Source organism: Microcella sp., assembly GCF_046293215.1.
Taxonomy (GTDB): domain Bacteria; phylum Actinomycetota; class Actinomycetes; order Actinomycetales; family Microbacteriaceae; genus Microcella.
In genome coordinates this window covers 160,246-178,419 of record NZ_JBKBPI010000004.1, presented here as the reverse complement: position 1 = coordinate 178,419, position 18,174 = coordinate 160,246, and the positions used below count along the sequence as shown (strand labels likewise).

General features: G+C 66.3%; 14 protein-coding genes. 10 read left to right on the top strand and 4 right to left on the bottom strand.

The genetic code is table 11. The features are described 5' to 3' along the window. Window positions 1-28: 28 nt before the first annotated feature. Window positions 29-502 (bottom strand): hypothetical protein, encoded by a 474-nt coding sequence (locus ACK4SC_RS05650; protein WP_409615777.1) that lies wholly within the window; start codon window positions 500-502, stop codon window positions 29-31. Window positions 503-537: 35 nt separating this feature from the next. On the opposite strand from ACK4SC_RS05650, the gene ACK4SC_RS05645 reads away from it, so the two are divergent. Next, window positions 538-1,098: a hypothetical protein gene (locus ACK4SC_RS05645; protein ID WP_409615774.1), complete on the top strand. Its 561-nt coding sequence runs from the start codon at window positions 538-540 to the stop codon at window positions 1,096-1,098. Between the two features lie 10 nt (window positions 1,099-1,108). Beyond that, window positions 1,109-1,411: a DUF427 domain-containing protein gene (locus ACK4SC_RS05640; protein ID WP_409615772.1), complete on the top strand. Its 303-nt coding sequence runs from the start codon at window positions 1,109-1,111 to the stop codon at window positions 1,409-1,411. 30 nt (window positions 1,412-1,441) lie between these two features. Here ACK4SC_RS05640 and ACK4SC_RS05635 read toward each other — a convergent pair whose 3' ends face one another. Together ACK4SC_RS05635 and ACK4SC_RS05630 are read right to left on the bottom strand one after the other, a co-directional pair. Next, window positions 1,442-1,897: a SprT-like domain-containing protein gene (locus ACK4SC_RS05635; RefSeq protein ID WP_409615771.1), complete on the bottom strand. Its 456-nt coding sequence runs from the start codon at window positions 1,895-1,897 to the stop codon at window positions 1,442-1,444. A 70-nt stretch (window positions 1,898-1,967) separates the two neighbouring features. Continuing rightward, the gene (locus ACK4SC_RS05630; RefSeq protein ID WP_409615769.1) at window positions 1,968-3,128 is read right to left on the bottom strand and encodes a PQQ-dependent sugar dehydrogenase; all 1,161 of its coding nucleotides are present in this window, start codon (window positions 3,126-3,128) and stop codon (window positions 1,968-1,970) included. Window positions 3,129-3,281: 153 nt separating this feature from the next. On the opposite strand from ACK4SC_RS05630, the gene ACK4SC_RS05625 reads away from it, so the two are divergent. Further along, a complete protein-coding gene (locus tag ACK4SC_RS05625; protein ID WP_409615767.1) occupies window positions 3,282-3,671 on the top strand; it encodes a group I truncated hemoglobin in 390 nt (129 codons plus the stop codon). Here ACK4SC_RS05625 and ACK4SC_RS05620 read toward each other — a convergent pair. Continuing rightward, window positions 3,658-4,509 (bottom strand): spermidine synthase, encoded by an 852-nt coding sequence (locus ACK4SC_RS05620; RefSeq protein WP_409615765.1) that lies wholly within the window; start codon window positions 4,507-4,509, stop codon window positions 3,658-3,660. The genes ACK4SC_RS05625 and ACK4SC_RS05620 overlap by 14 nt on opposite strands. Before the next feature lie 308 nt (window positions 4,510-4,817). Between ACK4SC_RS05620 and rpoB the strand changes: the two genes are divergently transcribed. The 7 genes from rpoB to ACK4SC_RS05585 all read left to right on the top strand — a co-directional run bounded on the left by rpoB (window position 4,818) and on the right by ACK4SC_RS05585 (window position 18,111). Then, window positions 4,818-8,312 carry a DNA-directed RNA polymerase subunit beta gene (gene rpoB, locus ACK4SC_RS05615; protein ID WP_409615763.1) on the top strand — a complete coding sequence of 1,165 codons (3,495 nt, stop codon included), beginning with the start codon at window positions 4,818-4,820 and terminating at the stop codon, window positions 8,310-8,312. Window positions 8,313-8,357: 45 nt separating this feature from the next. After that, window positions 8,358-12,224 carry a DNA-directed RNA polymerase subunit beta' gene (gene rpoC / locus ACK4SC_RS05610; RefSeq protein ID WP_409615761.1) on the top strand — a complete coding sequence of 1,289 codons (3,867 nt, stop codon included), beginning with the start codon at window positions 8,358-8,360 and terminating at the stop codon, window positions 12,222-12,224. A gap of 156 nt (window positions 12,225-12,380) precedes the next feature. Beyond that, the gene (locus ACK4SC_RS05605; RefSeq protein WP_409615758.1) at window positions 12,381-12,800 is read left to right on the top strand and encodes a type II secretion system protein; all 420 of its coding nucleotides are present in this window, start codon (window positions 12,381-12,383) and stop codon (window positions 12,798-12,800) included. A 163-nt stretch (window positions 12,801-12,963) separates the two neighbouring features. Continuing rightward, window positions 12,964-14,760, top strand: a complete 1,797-nt coding sequence (locus ACK4SC_RS05600) for a GspE/PulE family protein (RefSeq protein WP_409615755.1) — start codon at window positions 12,964-12,966, stop codon at window positions 14,758-14,760. A 346-nt stretch (window positions 14,761-15,106) separates the two neighbouring features. Continuing rightward, entirely contained in the window at window positions 15,107-16,324 is a 1,218-nt protein-coding gene (locus tag ACK4SC_RS05595) for a type IV pilus twitching motility protein PilT (protein ID WP_409615752.1), read from the top strand. A 5-nt stretch (window positions 16,325-16,329) separates the two neighbouring features. Further along, window positions 16,330-17,553, top strand: a complete 1,224-nt coding sequence (locus ACK4SC_RS05590) for a type II secretion system F family protein (RefSeq protein ID WP_409615750.1) — start codon at window positions 16,330-16,332, stop codon at window positions 17,551-17,553. A 126-nt stretch (window positions 17,554-17,679) separates the two neighbouring features. Next, window positions 17,680-18,111 carry a type II secretion system protein gene (locus ACK4SC_RS05585; protein ID WP_409615747.1) on the top strand — a complete coding sequence of 144 codons (432 nt, stop codon included), beginning with the start codon at window positions 17,680-17,682 and terminating at the stop codon, window positions 18,109-18,111. The last annotated feature ends 63 nt before the right edge of the window (window positions 18,112-18,174 follow it).

The following is an 18,174-nucleotide window of genomic DNA, read 5'->3' as shown; positions in this document are numbered from 1 at the left end:
GGCCCGCCAGTTCCTCAACCGTAGCAGGTCACGCGTTCCAGCTCGGAGCGAGCCGCTTCAGGGCTCGCGCGCGCAGTTGCCAGAACACCCAGAACCCGGCGGTCACGAACGGCGTCAGCACGCCCGCCGTCACGGTCAAGGTGTCGCGAAACTGGGTGCGACCGTCACCGCCCGGCGCCGCCGAGATCGCCATCTGGTGGTGCCACGACCGCACGACGCGCATGGGCCCTGACAGTGGCCCGCCGGTGTCGTGCACCGTGCGCACCCCGGGCGCGACCTCGTCCGAGAGGCGGATCAGCTGCGTCCCCATGGGAAGTACCCCGAGCATCCGCAGTTTCACGCGGTGGTCGCCACCCGGCCAGCGCTCCGGAAACCCACCGGGCTCGAGCGACTCGACGGTCGTCCACGGCCCCGACACCGCGCGAAACACGGCGGGGGAGTGCACGGCCTCCCACGCCGCATCGGGCGAACAGTCGAGGATGAGATCCAGCGTCACACGCATGGAACCAGTGTGCGGCCCCTCGCTACCATCGGGCTGTGACCCAGCCGCATGACGAGAACCCCGACGCCCAGGAGCGCTACCAGGTGCGTGTCGACGTCGGGCTCGACGGCGCTCGCCGCATCGGCGAGACGGCCCACCTGCTCGTGTGGTGCGACGCGATCGCCACCGAGGACGTGCCGCTGAACGCTCTGCCCCCGCACGTCGAGGTGATCGACGCCCGCCTCGGCGCCGCCGACGCGATCGCCCAGCGCCTGCTCGAGCTGCAGGCCGCACGAGGCGAGCGCACCATGGTCGCCGTCGTCGCCGCCGGCTCCCCGATCGAGACGCCCGACGGGTTCCCCGTCGAGGACGTCCTGTTGGCTGGCGCCATCGTGGATGCGCTCGGCACCGTCGGCATCGATGCAACGAGCCCCGAGGCGGCCGCGTCCGCTGCCGCGTTCCTCGGCCTGAAGGGTGCCGTGGGCCACATGCTCACCGCCTCCGTCGCCGGGCGTCGGCTCGCCGCACACGAGGGCCCGGACGCCGTGCGCGCGGCGCGCGCCCGTCTCGAAGAGCGGGGCGTCAGCATCCTGCGAGAGTTCAGCATCCCGTCGTAGCGTGTGCCGCATGAAGGCGCACATCAACGGAACCGTCATCGCTGAGGCCTCGCAGGACGAGCTCGTGAAGATCGAGGGCAACTGGTACTTCCCGCCGTCGAGCGTGAAGAGCGAGTACCTCGAGAAGTCGCCCACCCCGTACCGCTGCCCGTGGAAGGGTGACTGCCAGTACTTCACCGTCACGGTCGACGGTCAGTCGTACCCCGACCGTGCGTGGAGCTACCCCGACCCGATTCCGTCGTCGTTCGAGCGCGTGGGCCAGGACTACAGCAACTATGTCGCGTTCTGGAAAGAGGTCACCGTCTCGGAGTAGACGGCGCGGCACCGGCCAACCCGGTGCCGCTCACGCCGCCCGGCGGTCTGTCCAACGGATGACGTTCGCCGGGTGGAACGTGCGCGAGCACTTTCCGCACGCCACCGCGGTGCGCGGTCGCCGGAAGCGCACAAACTCGTGCCCGGCCGGGCAGCGGCCCGACCAGCGGGCCCGCTCGGTCGCGATTTCGCCCGAGTGCGTGGTTCCGCCGACGTAACCGAGGTCGGCGGCGATCGCTTTCCAGGCCGGGCCGTGACCCGTGCCCGGCCCCGCCATCGCGTGCGCCACCTCGTGCAACAGGGTCTGATGCACCTCGTCGTCGTCCCACCGCGCGGCGAGGTGGCGCGACACCGAGATGCGCTTCTTGCCGTAGTCGCACAGCCCGGCCCGTTTTGTGGCGTTGTCGAACGCGAAGCTCCACGAGTCGTCGAGGTGCAGGCGAATCAACGCCTCGGCCCACACCCTCACCCGATCCAGCTCGCTCATGCGCCCGATGCTAGGTCAGGCCGCCGACGCCGCCGCGCCGCGACAGCCGTACCGGGGAAAACCGCGGCAGCTACTGCGCTGGGGAGAGCTCGACCGAAAGCAGCCGGTCATCGTCGGCGCCGGGCGAGCCGCGCCCGTCCGTGTTGTTCGTCAGGAACCAGAGGCGTCCGTCTGAGCCGAGCAGAGCATCCCGAATGCGACCGAATTCACCGACGAACAGGGCGGTCGACTCCGACGGGTTCGCCAGGTCGACCGCGATCAGGCGCTGGCCGCGCAGGGCGGCCAGGTACAGGGTGTCGCCCGCGATGCCGAGTCCGCTGGGGCTTGCCTCGCTGGTCGCCCACTGCTGCACCGGGTCAATGAAGCGGTCGTCACCGCCGATTCCCTCCACGATCGGCCAGCCGTAGTTGCCGCCGGGTTCGATGAGGTTCAGTTCATCCCACGCGTTTTGGCCGAACTCGGCCGCCCACAGGCGACCGTCGCGATCAAACGCGATGCCCTGCGGGTTGCGATGGCCGAGTGAGTAAACGGCGGAGCCGTCGACGGGGTTGTCGGCCGGCACCGTTCCGTCCAGCTCGAGACGCAGAATCTTGCCGGCGAGCGAGTCGACGTCTTGCGCCGCCTCGAGCACCTGGGCGTCGCCGGTCGTGACGTACAGCTTCTCGTCTGGTCCGATCAGCAGGCGCCCGCCGTTGTGCGTCCGAGCCTTCGGGATGCCCGTGATTACCTCCGAAAACTCGCCCACCTCCAGCGCACCCGCGTCGCCGCTGAGCGGCGCCCGAACGACGCGGTTGTCGTCGGCGGCCGTCAGGTACACAAAGAGAGTGTCGTCGTGGACGGCGAGTCCGAGCAGGCCGCCCTCGCCGCCGGGGACGACACCGGGCACGGTGACGAGGTCGCGAACACTGCCGTCGGGGGCGACCTCATGGATCCGCGCGGAGTCCCGCTCGCTGATCAGGACCGAACCGGTCTCGAGCGGCACGACCGACCAGGGCGCGGCCAGCCCGGTCACGACGGCCTCGACCTCTCCGTTTGGCAGGAGGAACCCCTCCAGCCCCGGCTCGGGCGCGTCCGACGGCGTCGGGTCGGGTCGCTCGGTCGGCGCGGGCAGGGGAGCCGCCGTCGGGGTCGAGGGTGCGGGGTCGCCCGCGCATCCCGCCAGGATGAGCGTCAGCGCCGTGAGCGCCGCGCCGACGCTCGCCGCCCGTGCGGATCCGTTCAGGATGCTCATCTCGTCGTCCCCTTTCGCCTCGCCCCGGGTGCGTCCCGGCACCCGTCCAGCCTGCGCCGGTCGCCTGAACGGGGGGTGGGCGGCGTCTGTGGTGCGCGTTACCCTCGCCTAGAGGGTGAGAATGCGTCACACGCGAGCAGCGAGGGGTCGGCAGTGACTTTGTACGAGCGGTTGGGCGGCGCCACGGGCGTCGACGCTGCCGTGCGCCTGCTGTCTGCGCGCATTCGCGTTCACCCACTCCTTGGGCCGTTCTTCACCGACCTCGACTACGATCACATCGTCGAACACCGCGCTGACTACCTCATCGCGATCCTCGGCGGTCCGGAGGGCTACACGGGTCGCAGCATGCGTGATTCTCACCGTCACCTGGGGCTGCGCGACGAGCACATGGATGCGTTCCTCGCGCTCGTGCGTGACACCCTCGCCGACCTCGACGTGTCGCCGCTCGACCGCGAGCAGACGGTCGCCGAACTCGAGCGTTTGCGCCCCGTGCTCGTCACCGACCAGAGCGCCGCGGCGACGAGTACCCCTAGCGCGTCGTAAAGACGCTCTTGCTGGGCGGCGGTGAGGCGACCGCGGTCTGGTCGGTCACGACGGGCGCCCCCGCAATCCACGCTGTCAGCTCTCGACCGCCGAGTACGGACGCCGGGTGCGGCCCGCGGGCGAGCAGCCGGGGCAGCCACGCGGTCGGCAGTGTGTCGATACCGGCGGCCATCACGACGTTGCCGAAGCGGCGCGACTTCAGCACGCCCGACTCGGCGAGCGCGACCACGTCAGAAAAGACGTATCGAAGCGTCGCGGCCTGCGACCGCGCGAAGGCGAGCCCCGGCCCGTCCGCGACGTTGACGCACACCATGCCGCCTGGCGCGAGCAGCGCGCGCACGGTCTCGTAGAACTCGACGCTCGTCACGTGCGCCGGAATCCGCGCGCCACCGAACACGTCGACCACGACGAGGTCGACGGCTCCGGTGAGCCCTGCCGGCAATTGGGCGAGGGTCGCGCGGGCATCGCCGTAGCGCACCCGGATGCTCGCGCCGCGCGGCAGCGGCAGGTGCTCGCGCACGAACTCGACCAGGTCGCGTTCGAGTTCGATCACCTGCTGACGCGATCCGGGTCGCGTCGCATGGATGTAGCGGGGCAGGGTCATCGCGCCGGCGCCCAGGTGCACCGCCGTCATCGGCTGGCCAGGGTCGCCCCACTCATCGATGACGTGCCCGATGCGCTGCACGTACTCGAAGAACAGGCGACTCGGGTCATCCAGGTCGACGTGCGACTGCGGGGTGCCGTCGACGACGAGCTGGTACGCGCCCTGCTGCCAGCGGTCCTCGTCGATGCGGGCGAGCATCCCGTTCAACAACCGGGTCTCGATGGGCGCGGACATGCCGACAGCGTGCCACAGACCGAGGGATGCACGGGGCTGATCGCGCGGTTATAGCGCAGCGACCGCAATCGGTCAAGAATGCGACTGGACAGGGCGCGTCGCAGAGGCCTAGTATTGAGGTTTGCGCTCCCCGAACGTCCGAGCCCTCAAATGGTGGTCGGCTTGACGTGCCCCGAGAATAGCGGCGGGGTGGAGCCGGAACCCCCGGCTCCTCGAGGCTACGACTGCGCATTCACACCGACCGCACACTGTCGCTGACGACACCGTCACCGACAGCAACGGGCTGTACTGCCCACGGAGGAAGATCCTTGGCTGCTGCGCGCACCACTCGCTCGAACCCCACCCCCAAGAACGGCCGGAACGCATCGCGTCTGTCGTTCGCCAAGATCAGTGACACGCTGACCGTCCCCGACCTGCTCGCCCTGCAGACCGAGAGCTTCGACTGGCTCGTCGGCAACGAGGCGTGGCAGGCTCGCGTCGCCGAGGCGGAAGCCGCCGGTCGCACCGACGTTCCGACCCGCAGTGGTCTCGAGGAGATCTTCGAAGAGATCTCCCCGATTGAAGACCTCGGCGAGACGATGCAGCTGTCGTTCACGAACCCCTACCTCGAAGAGCAGAAGTACTCGATCGACGAGTGCAAAGAGCGCGGCAAGACCTACGCCGCGCCGCTCTACGTCGAGGCCGAGTTCATGAACCACATGACCGGTGAGATCAAGACCCAGACGGTCTTCATGGGCGACTTCCCGCTCATGACCGAAAAGGGCACCTTCATCATCAACGGCACCGAGCGCGTCGTCGTGTCGCAGCTCGTGCGTTCGCCCGGCGTCTACTTCGAGCGTGCCGCCGACAAGACGAGCGACAAAGACATCTACACCGCGCGCATCATCCCGAGCCGCGGCGCGTGGCTCGAGTTCGAGATCGACAAGCGCGACCAGGTCGGCGTGCGCATCGACCGCAAGCGCAAGCAGTCCGTCACCGTCTTCCTGAAGGCGCTCGGCATGACGACCGACGAGATCCGCGAGGCCTTCGCGGGTGTCGAGTCGATTGAGCAGACCCTCGAGAAGGACACCGTCCTGACCAAGGAAGAGGCGCTGAAGGACATCTACCGCAAGCTCCGTCCGGGCGAGCAGGTTGCCGCCGAGGCCGCGCGTGCGCTGCTCGATAACTTCTACTTCAACCCCAAGCGCTACGACCTGGCCAAGGTGGGTCGTTACAAGATCAACCGCAAGCTCGGTCTCGACGCTCCGCTCAGCGACTCGGTGCTGACCGTCGACGACATCGTCGCGACGATCAAGTACATGGTGTCGCTGCACGAGGGCCGCACCGAGCTCGAGGGTGTCCGTGCCGGCAAGAAGGCGAGCATCCGCCTTGACGTCGACGACATCGACCACTTCGGTAACCGTCGCATCCGCGCCGTGGGTGAGCTGATCCAGAACCAGGTCCGCACGGGTCTGTCGCGCATGGAGCGTGTCGTGCGCGAGCGCATGACGACGCAAGACATCGAGGCGATCACGCCGCAGACCCTGATCAACGTGCGCCCCGTCGTGGCCGCGATCAAGGAGTTCTTCGGCACCTCGCAGCTGTCGCAGTTCATGGACCAGAACAACCCGCTCGCGGGCCTGACCCACAAGCGTCGCCTCTCGGCGCTGGGCCCGGGCGGTCTGTCGCGTGAGCGTGCGGGCGTCGAGGTGCGTGACGTTCACCCGTCGCACTACGGCCGCATGTGCCCGATCGAGACCCCGGAAGGCCCGAACATCGGCCTCATCGGCTCGCTCGCGTCGTTCGCCCGCATCAACGCGTTCGGCTTCATCGAGACGCCGTACCGCCGCGTCATCAAGGGCAAGGTCAGCGACACGATCGACTACCTCACCGCGAGCGAGGAGGACGACTTCATCGTCGCCCAGGCCGGTGCTCCGCTGAAGGCTGACGGCTCGTTCGCCGATGACCGCGTGCTCGTGCGTAAGCCGGGCGGCGAGGTCGAGCTCGTGCCGGCCGACCAGGTCGACTACATGGACGTCTCGCCGCGCCAGATGGTGTCGGTCGCGACCTCGCTCATCCCGTTCCTCGAGCACGACGACGCGAACCGCGCCCTCATGGGTGCGAACATGCAGCGCCAGGCTGTGCCGCTGCTGCGTTCCGAGTCGCCGCTCGTCGGTACCGGTATGGAGAGCTACGCCGCCGTCGACGCCGGTGACGTCATCACCGCCGAGAAGGCCGGTGTCGTCGCCGAGGTGTCGGCCGACCGCGTCGTGCTGCAGCTCGACGAGGGCGGCACGCAGGAGTACTTCCTGCGCAAGTTCGACCGCTCGAACCAGGGCACCAACTACAACCACCGTGTTGTCGTGTCGGCGGGCGACCGCGTCGAGGCTGGCGAGGTCATCGCCGACGGCCCGGCGACCGAGAACGGCGAGCTCGCGCTCGGCAAGAACCTCCTCGTGGCGTTCATGTCGTGGGAGGGCTACAACTTCGAAGACGCGATCATCCTCAGCCAGAACCTGGTGAAGGACGACACCCTCTCCTCGATCCACATTGAGGAGTACGAGGTCGACGCGCGCGACACGAAGCTCGGTAAGGAAGAGATCACTCGCGACCTGCCGAACGTCAGCCCCGAGCTGTTGGCCGACCTCGACGAGCGCGGCATCATTCGCATCGGCGCCGAGGTTCGCCCCGGCGACATCCTCGTCGGCAAGGTCACGCCGAAGGGTGAGACCGAGCTCTCGGCCGAAGAGCGCCTGCTGCGCGCCATCTTCAACGAGAAGAGCCGCGAGGTGCGCGACACCTCGCTGAAGGTGCCCCACGGTGAGCAGGGAACCATCATCGGCGTGAAGGTGTTCGACGCCGAAGACGGTGACGACGAGCTCGGCTCGGGCGTCAACCAGCGCGTTGTCGTCTACATCGCCCAGAAGCGCAAGATCTCGGAGGGTGACAAGCTCTCGGGCCGCCACGGCAACAAGGGCGTCATCTCGAAGATCCTGCCGGTCGAAGACATGCCGTTCCTCGAAGACGGAACGCCGGTCGACATCGTGCTGAACCCGCTCGGTGTTCCCGGCCGCATGAACTTCGGCCAGATCCTCGAGATCCACATGGGCTGGGCGGCATCGCGCGGCTGGAAGATCGAGGGCAACCCCGAGTGGGCCGCCGGCATCCCCGAGGCCGCCCGTGAGGCTGCCCCCGGCACCAAGATCGCCACGCCGGTGTTCGACGGTGCTCGCGAGGACGAGATCGCCGGTCTGCTCGACTCGACCCTGCCGAACCGCGACGGTCAGCGCATGATCGACTCGTCGGGTAAGGCGCGACTGTTTGACGGTCGCTCGGGCGAGCCGTTCCCCGACCCGATCTCGGTCGGCTACATGTACATCCTGAAGCTGCACCACCTCATCGACGACAAGATCCACGCGCGCTCGACGGGTCCGTACTCGATGATCACCCAGCAGCCGCTCGGTGGTAAGGCGCAGTTCGGTGGACAGCGCTTCGGTGAGATGGAGGTCTGGGCCCTCGAGGCGTACGGCGCTGCCTACGCTCTGCAGGAGATCCTGACCATCAAGTCCGACGACATCCTCGGCCGCGTCAAGGTGTACGAGTCGATCGTCAAGGGCGAGAACATCCAGGAGCCGGGTATCCCCGAGAGCTTCAAGGTTCTGATCAAGGAGATGCAGTCGCTCTGCCTGAACGTCGAGGTGCTCTCGGCCGACGGCACCGCGCTGAGCCTGAAGGACACGGATGACGAGGTCTACCGTGCCGCCGAAGAGCTCGGCATCAACATCTCCAGCCGCTTCGAGTCGTCGTCGATCGACGAGATCTAAGCGACCCCACGAGTACTCACAGACTGTTACGAGAGAGAAGAACCTGTGCTCGACGCAACTACTTTCGACTACCTGCAGATCGGTCTGGCAACCGCCGACGACATCCGCAAATGGTCGTACGGCGAGGTCAAGAAGCCGGAGACCATCAACTACCGCACCCTGAAGCCCGAGAAGGATGGCCTCTTCGGCGAGCAGATCTTCGGGCCCTCCCGCGACTGGGAGTGCTCGTGCGGTAAGTACAAGCGCGTGCGCTTCAAGGGCATCGTGTGTGAGCGATGCGGCGTGGAGGTCACCAAGTCGGCCGTCCGCCGTGAGCGCATGGGCCACATCGAGCTCGCCGCGCCCGTCACGCACATCTGGTACTTCAAGGGTGTGCCCAGCCGTCTCGGCTACCTGCTCGACATGGCGCCGAAAGACCTCGAGAAGGTCATCTACTTCGCCGCCTACATGGTGATCTCGATCGACGAGGAGGGCCGTCACGCTGACCTGCCCGGTCTCGAGAACGAGATGCGCCTCGAGATCCAGACGCTCGAGAAGCAGCGCGACGCGGGCATTGCCAAGCGTCTCGAGCAGCTCGAGGGCGAACTGGCCGCGCTCGAGGCCGAGGGCGCCAAGGCTGACCAGAAGCGCAAGACGAAGGACGCCGGCGAGAAGGAAATGGCGCAGCTGCGCAAGTCCTTCGACGAGCAGATTTCGCAGCTCGAGCGCGTGTGGGAAGACTTCCGCACCCTGAAGGTCGGCGACCTGAAGCCCGAAGACGCTGTCTTCCAAGAGCTGCAGGACCGTTACGGCCTGTACTTCGAGGCGCACATGGGCGCCGAGGCGATCAAGCGTCGTCTCGAGACCTTCGACCTGGCTGCCGAGAGCGAGCTGCTGCACGAGCAGATCGCCGCGGGCAAGGGCCAGAAGAAGATCCGCGCCATCAAGCGACTGAAGGTCGTCAACTCGTTCCTGCAGACCGGCACCTCGCCGGCCGCGATGGTGCTGGAAGCCGTTCCGGTCATCCCGCCGGAGCTGCGCCCCATGGTGCAGCTCGACGGTGGCCGCTTCGCCACCAGCGACCTGAACGACCTGTACCGCCGCGTGATCAACCGCAACAACCGTCTGCGTCGCCTGCTCGACCTCGGTGCTCCCGAGATCATCGTGAACAACGAGAAGCGCATGCTGCAGGAGGCCGTTGACGCTCTGTTCGACAACGGCCGTCGCGGACGCCCCGTCACCGGTACCGGCAACCGTGCCCTCAAGTCGCTGAGCGACATGCTGAAGGGTAAGCAGGGTCGATTCCGCCAGAACCTGCTCGGTAAGCGCGTCGACTACTCGGGCCGTTCGGTCATCGTCGTCGGCCCGCAGCTGAAGCTGCACCAGTGTGGTCTGCCGAAGATTATGGCGCTCGAGCTGTTCAAGCCGTTCGTCATCAAGCGGCTGATCGACCTGGGCCACGCCCAGAACATCAAGAGCGCCAAGCGCATGGTCGAGCGTTCGCGCCCGCAGGTGTGGGACGTGCTCGAGGAGATCATCCGCGAGCGCCCCGTCATGCTGAACCGTGCGCCCACCCTGCACCGTCTCGGCATCCAGGCGTTCGAGCCGCAGCTCGTCGAGGGCAAGGCCATCCAGCTTCACCCGCTCGTGTGTGCGGCGTTCAACGCCGACTTCGACGGTGACCAGATGGCCGTGCACCTGCCGCTGTCGGTTGAGGCTCAGGCCGAGGCGCGCATCCTCATGCTCGCGTCGAACAACATCCTGAAGCCGTCCGACGGCCGCCCGGTGACGGTTCCGACGCAGGACATGATCATCGGTCTGCACCACCTCACGACCGTTCGTGAGGGTGCCGCCGGTGAGGGTCGCGCGTTCACCAACACCTCCGAGGCGATCATGGCCATGGATGCTGGTGAGCTGCACCTGAACGCGACCGTGCGCATCCGCCTGACCGGTGAGAAGTACAACGGCCGTGAGCTGAAGGAGACGACCCTCGGTCGCGCCCTCTTCAACGACCTGCTGCCGGAGGACTTCCCGTTCGTCGACCGCGTCGCCGACAAGGGCACGATCTCGCAGATCGTGAACGACCTCGCCGAGCGCTACCCGAAGACGATCGTCGCCGCGACGCTCGACAAGATGAAGGACGCCGGTTTCTACTGGGCCACGCGCTCGGGTGTGACCGTCGCCCTCAGCGATGTCGTGACGCCGCCGAAGAAGAAGGAGATCGTCGCCGAGTACGAAAAGAAGGCGGCGAAGATCCAGGCGCAGTTCGACAAGGGTCTGACCACCGACGACGAGCGTCGCCGCGAGCTGGTTGCGCTCTGGAGCGAGGGCACCAAGGCCGTCAACGACGCTATGCGCGAGAACATCCCGACCGACAACACCATCAACCGCATGGTCACCTCCGGTGCGCGCGGTAACTGGCTGCAGGTCGGAAACATCGCCGGTATGCGTGGTCTCGTGTCGAACCCGCGTGGTGAGATCATCGCCCGCCCGATCATCAACTCGTACCGCGAGGGACTGTCGGTCGCTGAATACTTCATCGCCACCCACGGTGCGCGTAAGGGTCTCGCCGACACCGCTCTGCGTACGGCCGACTCGGGATACCTGACGCGTCGACTCGTTGACGTCGCCCAGGACGTCATCATCCGAGAAGACGACTGTGGCACCTCGAAGGGTCTCGACTTCGAGATCGCGCACGAGGTTGACGGTCAGTGGGTGCGCGACGACAACGTCGAGAACCTCGTGTTCGCTCGCACCCTCGCCGCTGACGCGGTGGATGCGAAGGGCACCGTGGTCGCGGAGGCTGGCGTTGACGTCGGCGACGTGCTCATCACCGAGCTCGTCACCGCGGGTGTCGGCTCGATCAAGGTTCGCTCGGTGCTGACCTGTGAGAGCGCCGTCGGCGTGTGTGCTGCCTGCTACGGTCGCTCGCTCGCGACCGGTCAGCGCGTCGACCTCGGTGAGGCCGTCGGCATCATCGCGGCGCAGTCGATCGGTGAGCCCGGAACCCAGCTGACGATGCGTACCTTCCACACGGGTGGTTCAGCGTCGGCTGACGACATCACGCAGGGTCTGCCGCGCGTGACCGAGCTGTTCGAGGCCCGCACCCCGAAGGGCGCGAGCCCGATCGCCGAGAGCGCCGGCCGCATCACGATCGACGACTCGCAGGCGCAGCGGCGCATCATCCTCACCCCCGACAACGGGGACGAGGAAGTGGTGTACCCGGTCACGAAGCGTGCCGCCCTGCTCGTCGAAGACGGTCAGCACGTCGAGCTCGGCCAGCAGCTGCTGGAAGGCCCGGTCGACCCGAAGGAGGTGCTGCGTGTCAAGGGCGTTCGCGCCGTGCAGCAGCACCTCGTCGAGGGTGTGCAGGGCGTCTACCGCTCGCAGGGTGTGCCGATCCACGACAAGCACATCGAGGTCATCGTGCGTCAGATGCTGCGCAAGGTCACCGTGGTCGACCACGGCGAGACCGAGCTGCTGCCCGGTGAGCTCGTTGACCGGTCGCGCTACAACCAGCTGAACCGCGAGGCGCTGTCCGAGGGCAAGAAGACCGCCTCGGCACGCCAGGAGGTCATGGGTATCACCAAGGCGTCGCTCGCGACCGAGTCGTGGCTGTCGGCCGCGTCCTTCCAGGAGACGACCCGCGTGCTCACGCAGGCCGCCATGGAGGGCAAGCGCGACCCGCTGCTCGGCCTGAAGGAGAACGTGATCATCGGAAAGCTGATCCCGGCCGGTACCGGCCTGGCGGCCTACCGCAACGTCACGGTCGACGCGACGGAGGAGGCGAAGGCGGAGCGCTACCCGAACCGCATCTTCGCCGACGACTCGGCCTTCAGCGAGGCCGACCTGTCGTTCGTCGACTTCGACTCGTTCTCGAGCGACGAGTTCACGGGCGGATCGAACAACAACTCGGGTGGCACCTACAGCTAACCCGTCAACGCTTCACCCCGACGGCCCCGGCCCTGCTTCTGGCAGGCCGGGGCCGTCACCGTTCTGCCCCACAGAATGGGGGCGCACGAAAGGGGGGCTGTTGGGCGTTGCGTGGGCGCGCGTAGCGTGGGGCTACCCATCTCGAAAGGCTGTGCCATGCCCGCCTCTGACGATCGCTCCGCCGTGCCTTCGGCGCGCCGCGACGCGGGCTTCACGCTCATTGAGCTGCTCGTGGTGGTGGTCATCATCGGCATCCTCGCCGCGATCGCGATCCCCGTGTTTCTCGGCCAACGCGACCAGGCACTGGGCGCGAGCGTCGCGTCAGCCGTCGCGAACGCGCGCATCAGCCTGGTTGCTGAGATGACCGACGGAACCTGGCCGGACCAGGCGACCCGCGACGCGCTGCTTGACGCCCACGGGGATCCCGAGATCACGCTGGTGTTGACCGGTAACCGAGACGGCTTCTGTATTCAGGGCGACCATGCCCAGCTGAGCCGCTCCTGGGCGGCCGACGACCGCGAGGGCGTCGTTGTTGAGGCAACGTGTTCGGCTGCGGGCCGCGTCGTGCGTGACTGACCCGGCCGCGGTGACGCCCGTGACACCCGTGTGACTGATGTGACTGGTGGGGTTACCCCCCTTTGCGGGGGTATGCGCCGCTTTCGGCGTGTCGTAGCCTCAAGCGGGGGGCGTCATGTGGCACGTCGTCTCGTCGTTCGCGCATGACCATAGGGGGGTACCAGTGCCGTCACTAACCGAGGTGCTGATCATCCGCGGCATCATGCCCATCGAAACCATCGACGTGATGGAAAGCGATCCGGCGGCCGAAGAGCAGGTCATCCAGTCGTTCCTCGAATCAGGGCGCCTCACCAAGAGCCAGATCGCCTCCGCGCGCGCCGAGGTCATGGGGCTATCCTTCATCGACCTCTCCGAGTACCCCATCGATCGTTCTGCCGTGGCGCTCGTTCCGGCGGCGATGTGTCGGCGCCACCGCGTGCTCCCCATTCACCAGCAGGGCGAGATGCTGACGCTCGCGATGGTGAATCCCGACGACGTTTTTGCGCTCGACGACGTTCGCGCCTCCACCCACATGCGCATCGTCCCCGTCGTGGCCGAACTCGATGACCTCACGCAGGCGATCGAGAAATTCCACCGCGCCGACAGCGAGATCGGCGAGCTGACCAACGTTCTCGAAGAAGAGAACAAGACCGAGGATCTCGCCCTGGTCGCTGCCCGAGAGGCAGACCCCGACGACGCGCCGATCGTCCGTTTTGTGAACCTCATCATCGGTCAGGCCATCCAAGACCACGCCTCCGACATTCACATCGAGCCCGGTGAGCGCGAGATGCGGGTGCGCTATCGCATTGACGGCGTGCTTCACGAAATGCAGTCGGCGCCCCGCAACGTCACCAACGGGGTCATCTCGCGACTGAAGATCATGTCAGACATCGACATTGCGGAGCGCCGCAAGCCGCAGGATGGCCGCATGTCTGTCAGCCACGGCGGACGGCAGATCGACTTGCGCGTCGCCACCCTGCCCACGGTGTACGGCGAAAAGGTTGTCATGCGTATTCTCGACAACAACGCCACCCGCATGGGCATTGACCAGTTGGCGCTGCTCGACCACAACCTCGAGATGTTCCGTGCTTCGTACACGAAGCCCTACGGCATGATCCTCGTGACCGGGCCGACCGGTTCCGGTAAGTCGACGACGCTGTACACGACTCTGCACGCTGTCGCCCGGCCCGAGATCAACGTGATTACGGTGGAAGACCCGGTCGAGTACCGCATGGAGGGCATCAACCAGGTTCAGGTGAACGTGAAGGCAGGTCTCACCTTTGCCAGTGCCCTGCGCTCGATTCTGCGCTCCGACCCCGACGTCGTGTTGCTCGGTGAGATTCGCGATAAAGAGACGGCCCAGATCGCGGTCGAAGCCTCGCTCACCGGTCACCTCGTGCTGTCGACGCTGCACACGAACGACGCGCCCAGCGCGATCACGCGGTTGACCGAGATGGATATTGAGCCGTTCCTCGTGGGCTCGGCCCTCGACTGTGTCGTCGCTCAGCGCCTCGCGCGGCGTCTGTGCGATCGCTGCAAAGAGCAGTACCAGGGAGACCCCGGGCTCGACATCACGCAGGGCCTTGCCGCCGCGGGCGACGGCGGAGCCCAGCCCCCCGCGGCGGCGCCCACACCCATCACCCCCGGGGCAGATGCTCCGTCGGCATTCCCGACGACCCTCGCGGCGGCGCCACCCCCGGGGGTATCGACGTCGACCGAGGTGAGCCTCGGCGGGCCGACACTGTGGCGTCCGGTTGGCTGCTCGGCCTGCTCGGGTACCGGCTATCGCGGACGCATTGCGCTGCACGAGGTCATGGTGGTGACGGAGGAGATTGAGCGGCTCGCCGTTGCTCGCGCATCCAGCACCGAAATTGCTCGCGTGGCCCGTTCGCAAGGCATGCGAACGCTGCGCGAAGACGGCTGGCAAAAGGCACTGATGGGCCTGACGTCGGTCGAGGAAATCCTGCGAGTGGTGGCATGAGCGCGCTTATGCTGGCCACACGCTGCGGCGAAAAGGGGACACGATGACCGACCGACCCGTACACGATCTCGGAAACGCGGGCGGCTGGTCGCTGTCCAATGACTCCGCGCCGCCGCCCAGCGCCGCGCCGCTGTCGGCGCCGCCTCCCGCCGCGGGCGGGCCGCTGTCGGCCCCGCCTCCGGTGACGGGCGCGCCCCTACAGGCACCACCTCCGGTGACCGGCGCCCCGCTACAGGCCCCGCCGCCGGCAACTGCGGCACCGCTGCCCGCTGCGGCTCCTGTGACCGCTCCGCCACCGGCTGCTGATGCGCCCATGCAGGCGCCGCCCCCGGTGACGCCCGCGCCCATGACGCGCTCCCGCGACCGCGCGCCGATCATGCCCGAGGTCGCCGTCGAACACATTCCGTCGGCTGCTGCCCCGGTGACGGCGAAGGGTGACGCTGAGCTCATTCGGGTCTTGCAGGAGCTGCTTGAACTCGGCGGGTCCGACGTGCACATTTCGAAGAATGCGCCGCCCATGATTCGCGTCGACGGTAGCTTGCGCACTGCGCAATCTCACGGCGGGGGGCCGTGGGACAGCACGCGGGTGACGAAGGCGCTGTATTCGATCATCACTCCGGCGCAGCTCGCGCAGTTCGAAGAGAAGCACGAACTCGACTTCGCCTACACGCTGAGCGAGGATGCGCGCTTCCGCGTGAACTTCTATCGCCAGCGCGGCTCTGTCGGCGCCGCCTTCCGCATCATTCCCACCGAGATCAAGACGCTGAAAGCGCTCGGCGTTCCCGATACGGTGGGCCGCTTCTCGACCCTGCCGCGCGGTCTGGTGCTCGTGACGGGGCCGACAGGTTCGGGTAAGTCCACGACGCTCGCCGCACTCATCGACATGGTGAACGAGAACCGCGCCGACCACATCATGACGGTTGAAGACCCGATCGAGTTCATTCACAAGAACAAGAAGGCGCTCGTCAACCAGCGCGAGGTCGGCGGCGACACCCACTCGTTCCAAAACGCGCTGAAGCACGTGCTGCGCCAAGACCCCGACGTCATTCTGATCGGTGAGCTTCGTGACCTTGAAACGATCTCGACGGCCCTCACCGCAGCCGAGACGGGTCACCTCGTGTTCGCGACCCTGCACACGCAGGACGCCGGCCAGACGATCGACCGTGTGATCGACGTCTTCCCGCCGCACCAGCAGGGCCAGGTGCGCCAGCAGCTGGCCGCCACCCTGCAGGGTGTCGTCTGTCAGACCCTGGTGAAGAAAGCGAACGGTCGGGGCCGTGTCGTGGCGACCGAGGTACTGGTTGCGACACCGGCCATCAACAACCTGATTCGCGAAGGCAAGACCTACCAGATCGGCTCAGCGATGCAGGCCGGTCGGGGAATGGGTATGCACACGATGGACCAGCACCTGGCCGAGCTCGTCAACGCCGGCACCATCACGTCGACGGCAGCGCACGAAAAGGCCCACGATCACGAGACGCTCAGCCGACTCATCACCCGCGAAGACGGTGCAACGTTCGCGGCCGCGATGGACTTCGGTGACGTGCACTCGGTGGCAGGCTGATCGTCGTGGCAACAGCACTGACTTTTTCCTATCGAGGCAAAGACGCGACCGGCAAGAAGGTGTCGGGCGTCATGGACGGGCCGTCCGAGGCGGTCGTCAGCGCGAAGTTGCGCGCGCAGGGAGTGACGCCCGAGTCGGTTCGTCAGGCCGGCACGGGTCTGAACGCTGAGATCAATCTCGGCGGCCTGTTCAAGAAAAAAGTCGACCTGAAAGATCTCGCGGTGATGAGCCGCCAGCTCGCGACCATGATCTCGTCGGGTCTCGCGTTGCTGAAGGCGCTCACGATTCTGTCCGAGCAGAGCGAGAACGACACGCTGCGCGAGACGCTCGACCAGGTGCGCAAAGACGTCGAACAGGGTCTGTCGCTGTCGGAGGCCATCGGCAAGCATGACACCGTGTTTCCACCGCTGTTCATCAACCTCGTGCGCGCTGGTGAGACGGGCGGCTTCTTGGAAAGTTCGCTGCAGTCGGTGGCCGAGAACTACGAGAAGGAGGTCAAGCTACGCGGCACCATTAAGTCGGCGCTGACCTACCCGGTCGTGGTTCTCATCATGGCGATCCTCGGGGTCATCGGCATGATTGTGTTCATCGTGCCGGTCTTCAAGAACATGTTCGAGGGTCTTGGCGGAACATTGCCGGCGCCGACACAATTCTTGGTCCTCCTCTCGGAGAGCGCGATCTATTGGTTGCCCATTCTCGTGATCTCTCTCGTCGTCTTTAGCGTGTGGTGGGGTAGAAACAAGCACCAGCCCCGCGTGCGCGAGGTCGTCGACCCGCTGAAGTTGAAGATGCCCGTGTTTGGGCAGCTGATGACCAAAATCGCGATCGCCCGCTTCACCCGAAACTTCGGCACGATGATGCGCTCGGGCGTGCCCATTCTTCAGGCGCTGTCGATTGTCGGTGCGACGTCGGGTAATTACGTCATTGAGAAGGCACTCATCAACGTGCAAGAGTCGGTGCGGCAGGGCCGATCCATTGCGGCCCCTCTCGCCGATGAGCCGATCTTCCCGCAGATGGTCACCCAAATGATCGCGGTCGGGGAGGATTCCGGTTCTCTCGAAACAATGCTCGAGAAAGTCAGTGACTTCTATGACGCCGAAGTCGAGTCAACGACAGAACAATTGACGGCCTTGATCGAACCGCTCATGATCGCGTTTATGGGCGTGCTTTTGGGGGGCATGATTCTCGCGCTGTACCTGCCTGTCTTCAACATCTTCACGCTGATTTAGGTGACCCCCCTTTCTGGGGCGTGACGCTTCGACTAGGTGTTGGCAGAGTTCCTGTAGGGGGCCTGGTTTCATCTTTGGGGGGCCGCCTGTCCAATCAGAATCACGAACAGGAACGGAAAAACCATCATGCTTAAGCTTCACGACACCCTGGCTGCGGCCCGGGCCCGCCGCGAGGAAGAGGGCGAGAAGGGCTTCACCCTTATCGAGCTCCTCGTGGTCGTCATCATCATCGGCATCCTCGCCGCGATCGCCATCCCAGTGTTCCTCGGCCAGCAAGAGCAGGCACGAATCTCGGCTGTCGAGTCGGCAATTACTAACGCCAAGACGGAACTTGTTGCGGCGCTCGTGACTTCCAATGACGGAACTGTGCCAGCTGCTGAAGTCAGCCGAATTGCCGCCAATTACACCCAGGACGGCGTAAACGTCACCATCACGCCCTCGCCCGTTACTACCGCCGGATTCTGCATCCTGGGGACCCACACGGCGGTTAGCGGTGACGCCAACTCGCGTCACGTCCTCGACACGGGCGGTGTCCGTTCCGGCGGCTGCCCCGCGTAATCAGTTGCTCTAGTGGCGGGCCGGGATGCTCCACAGGTGTGGAGCATCCCGGCCTAGCTTCAT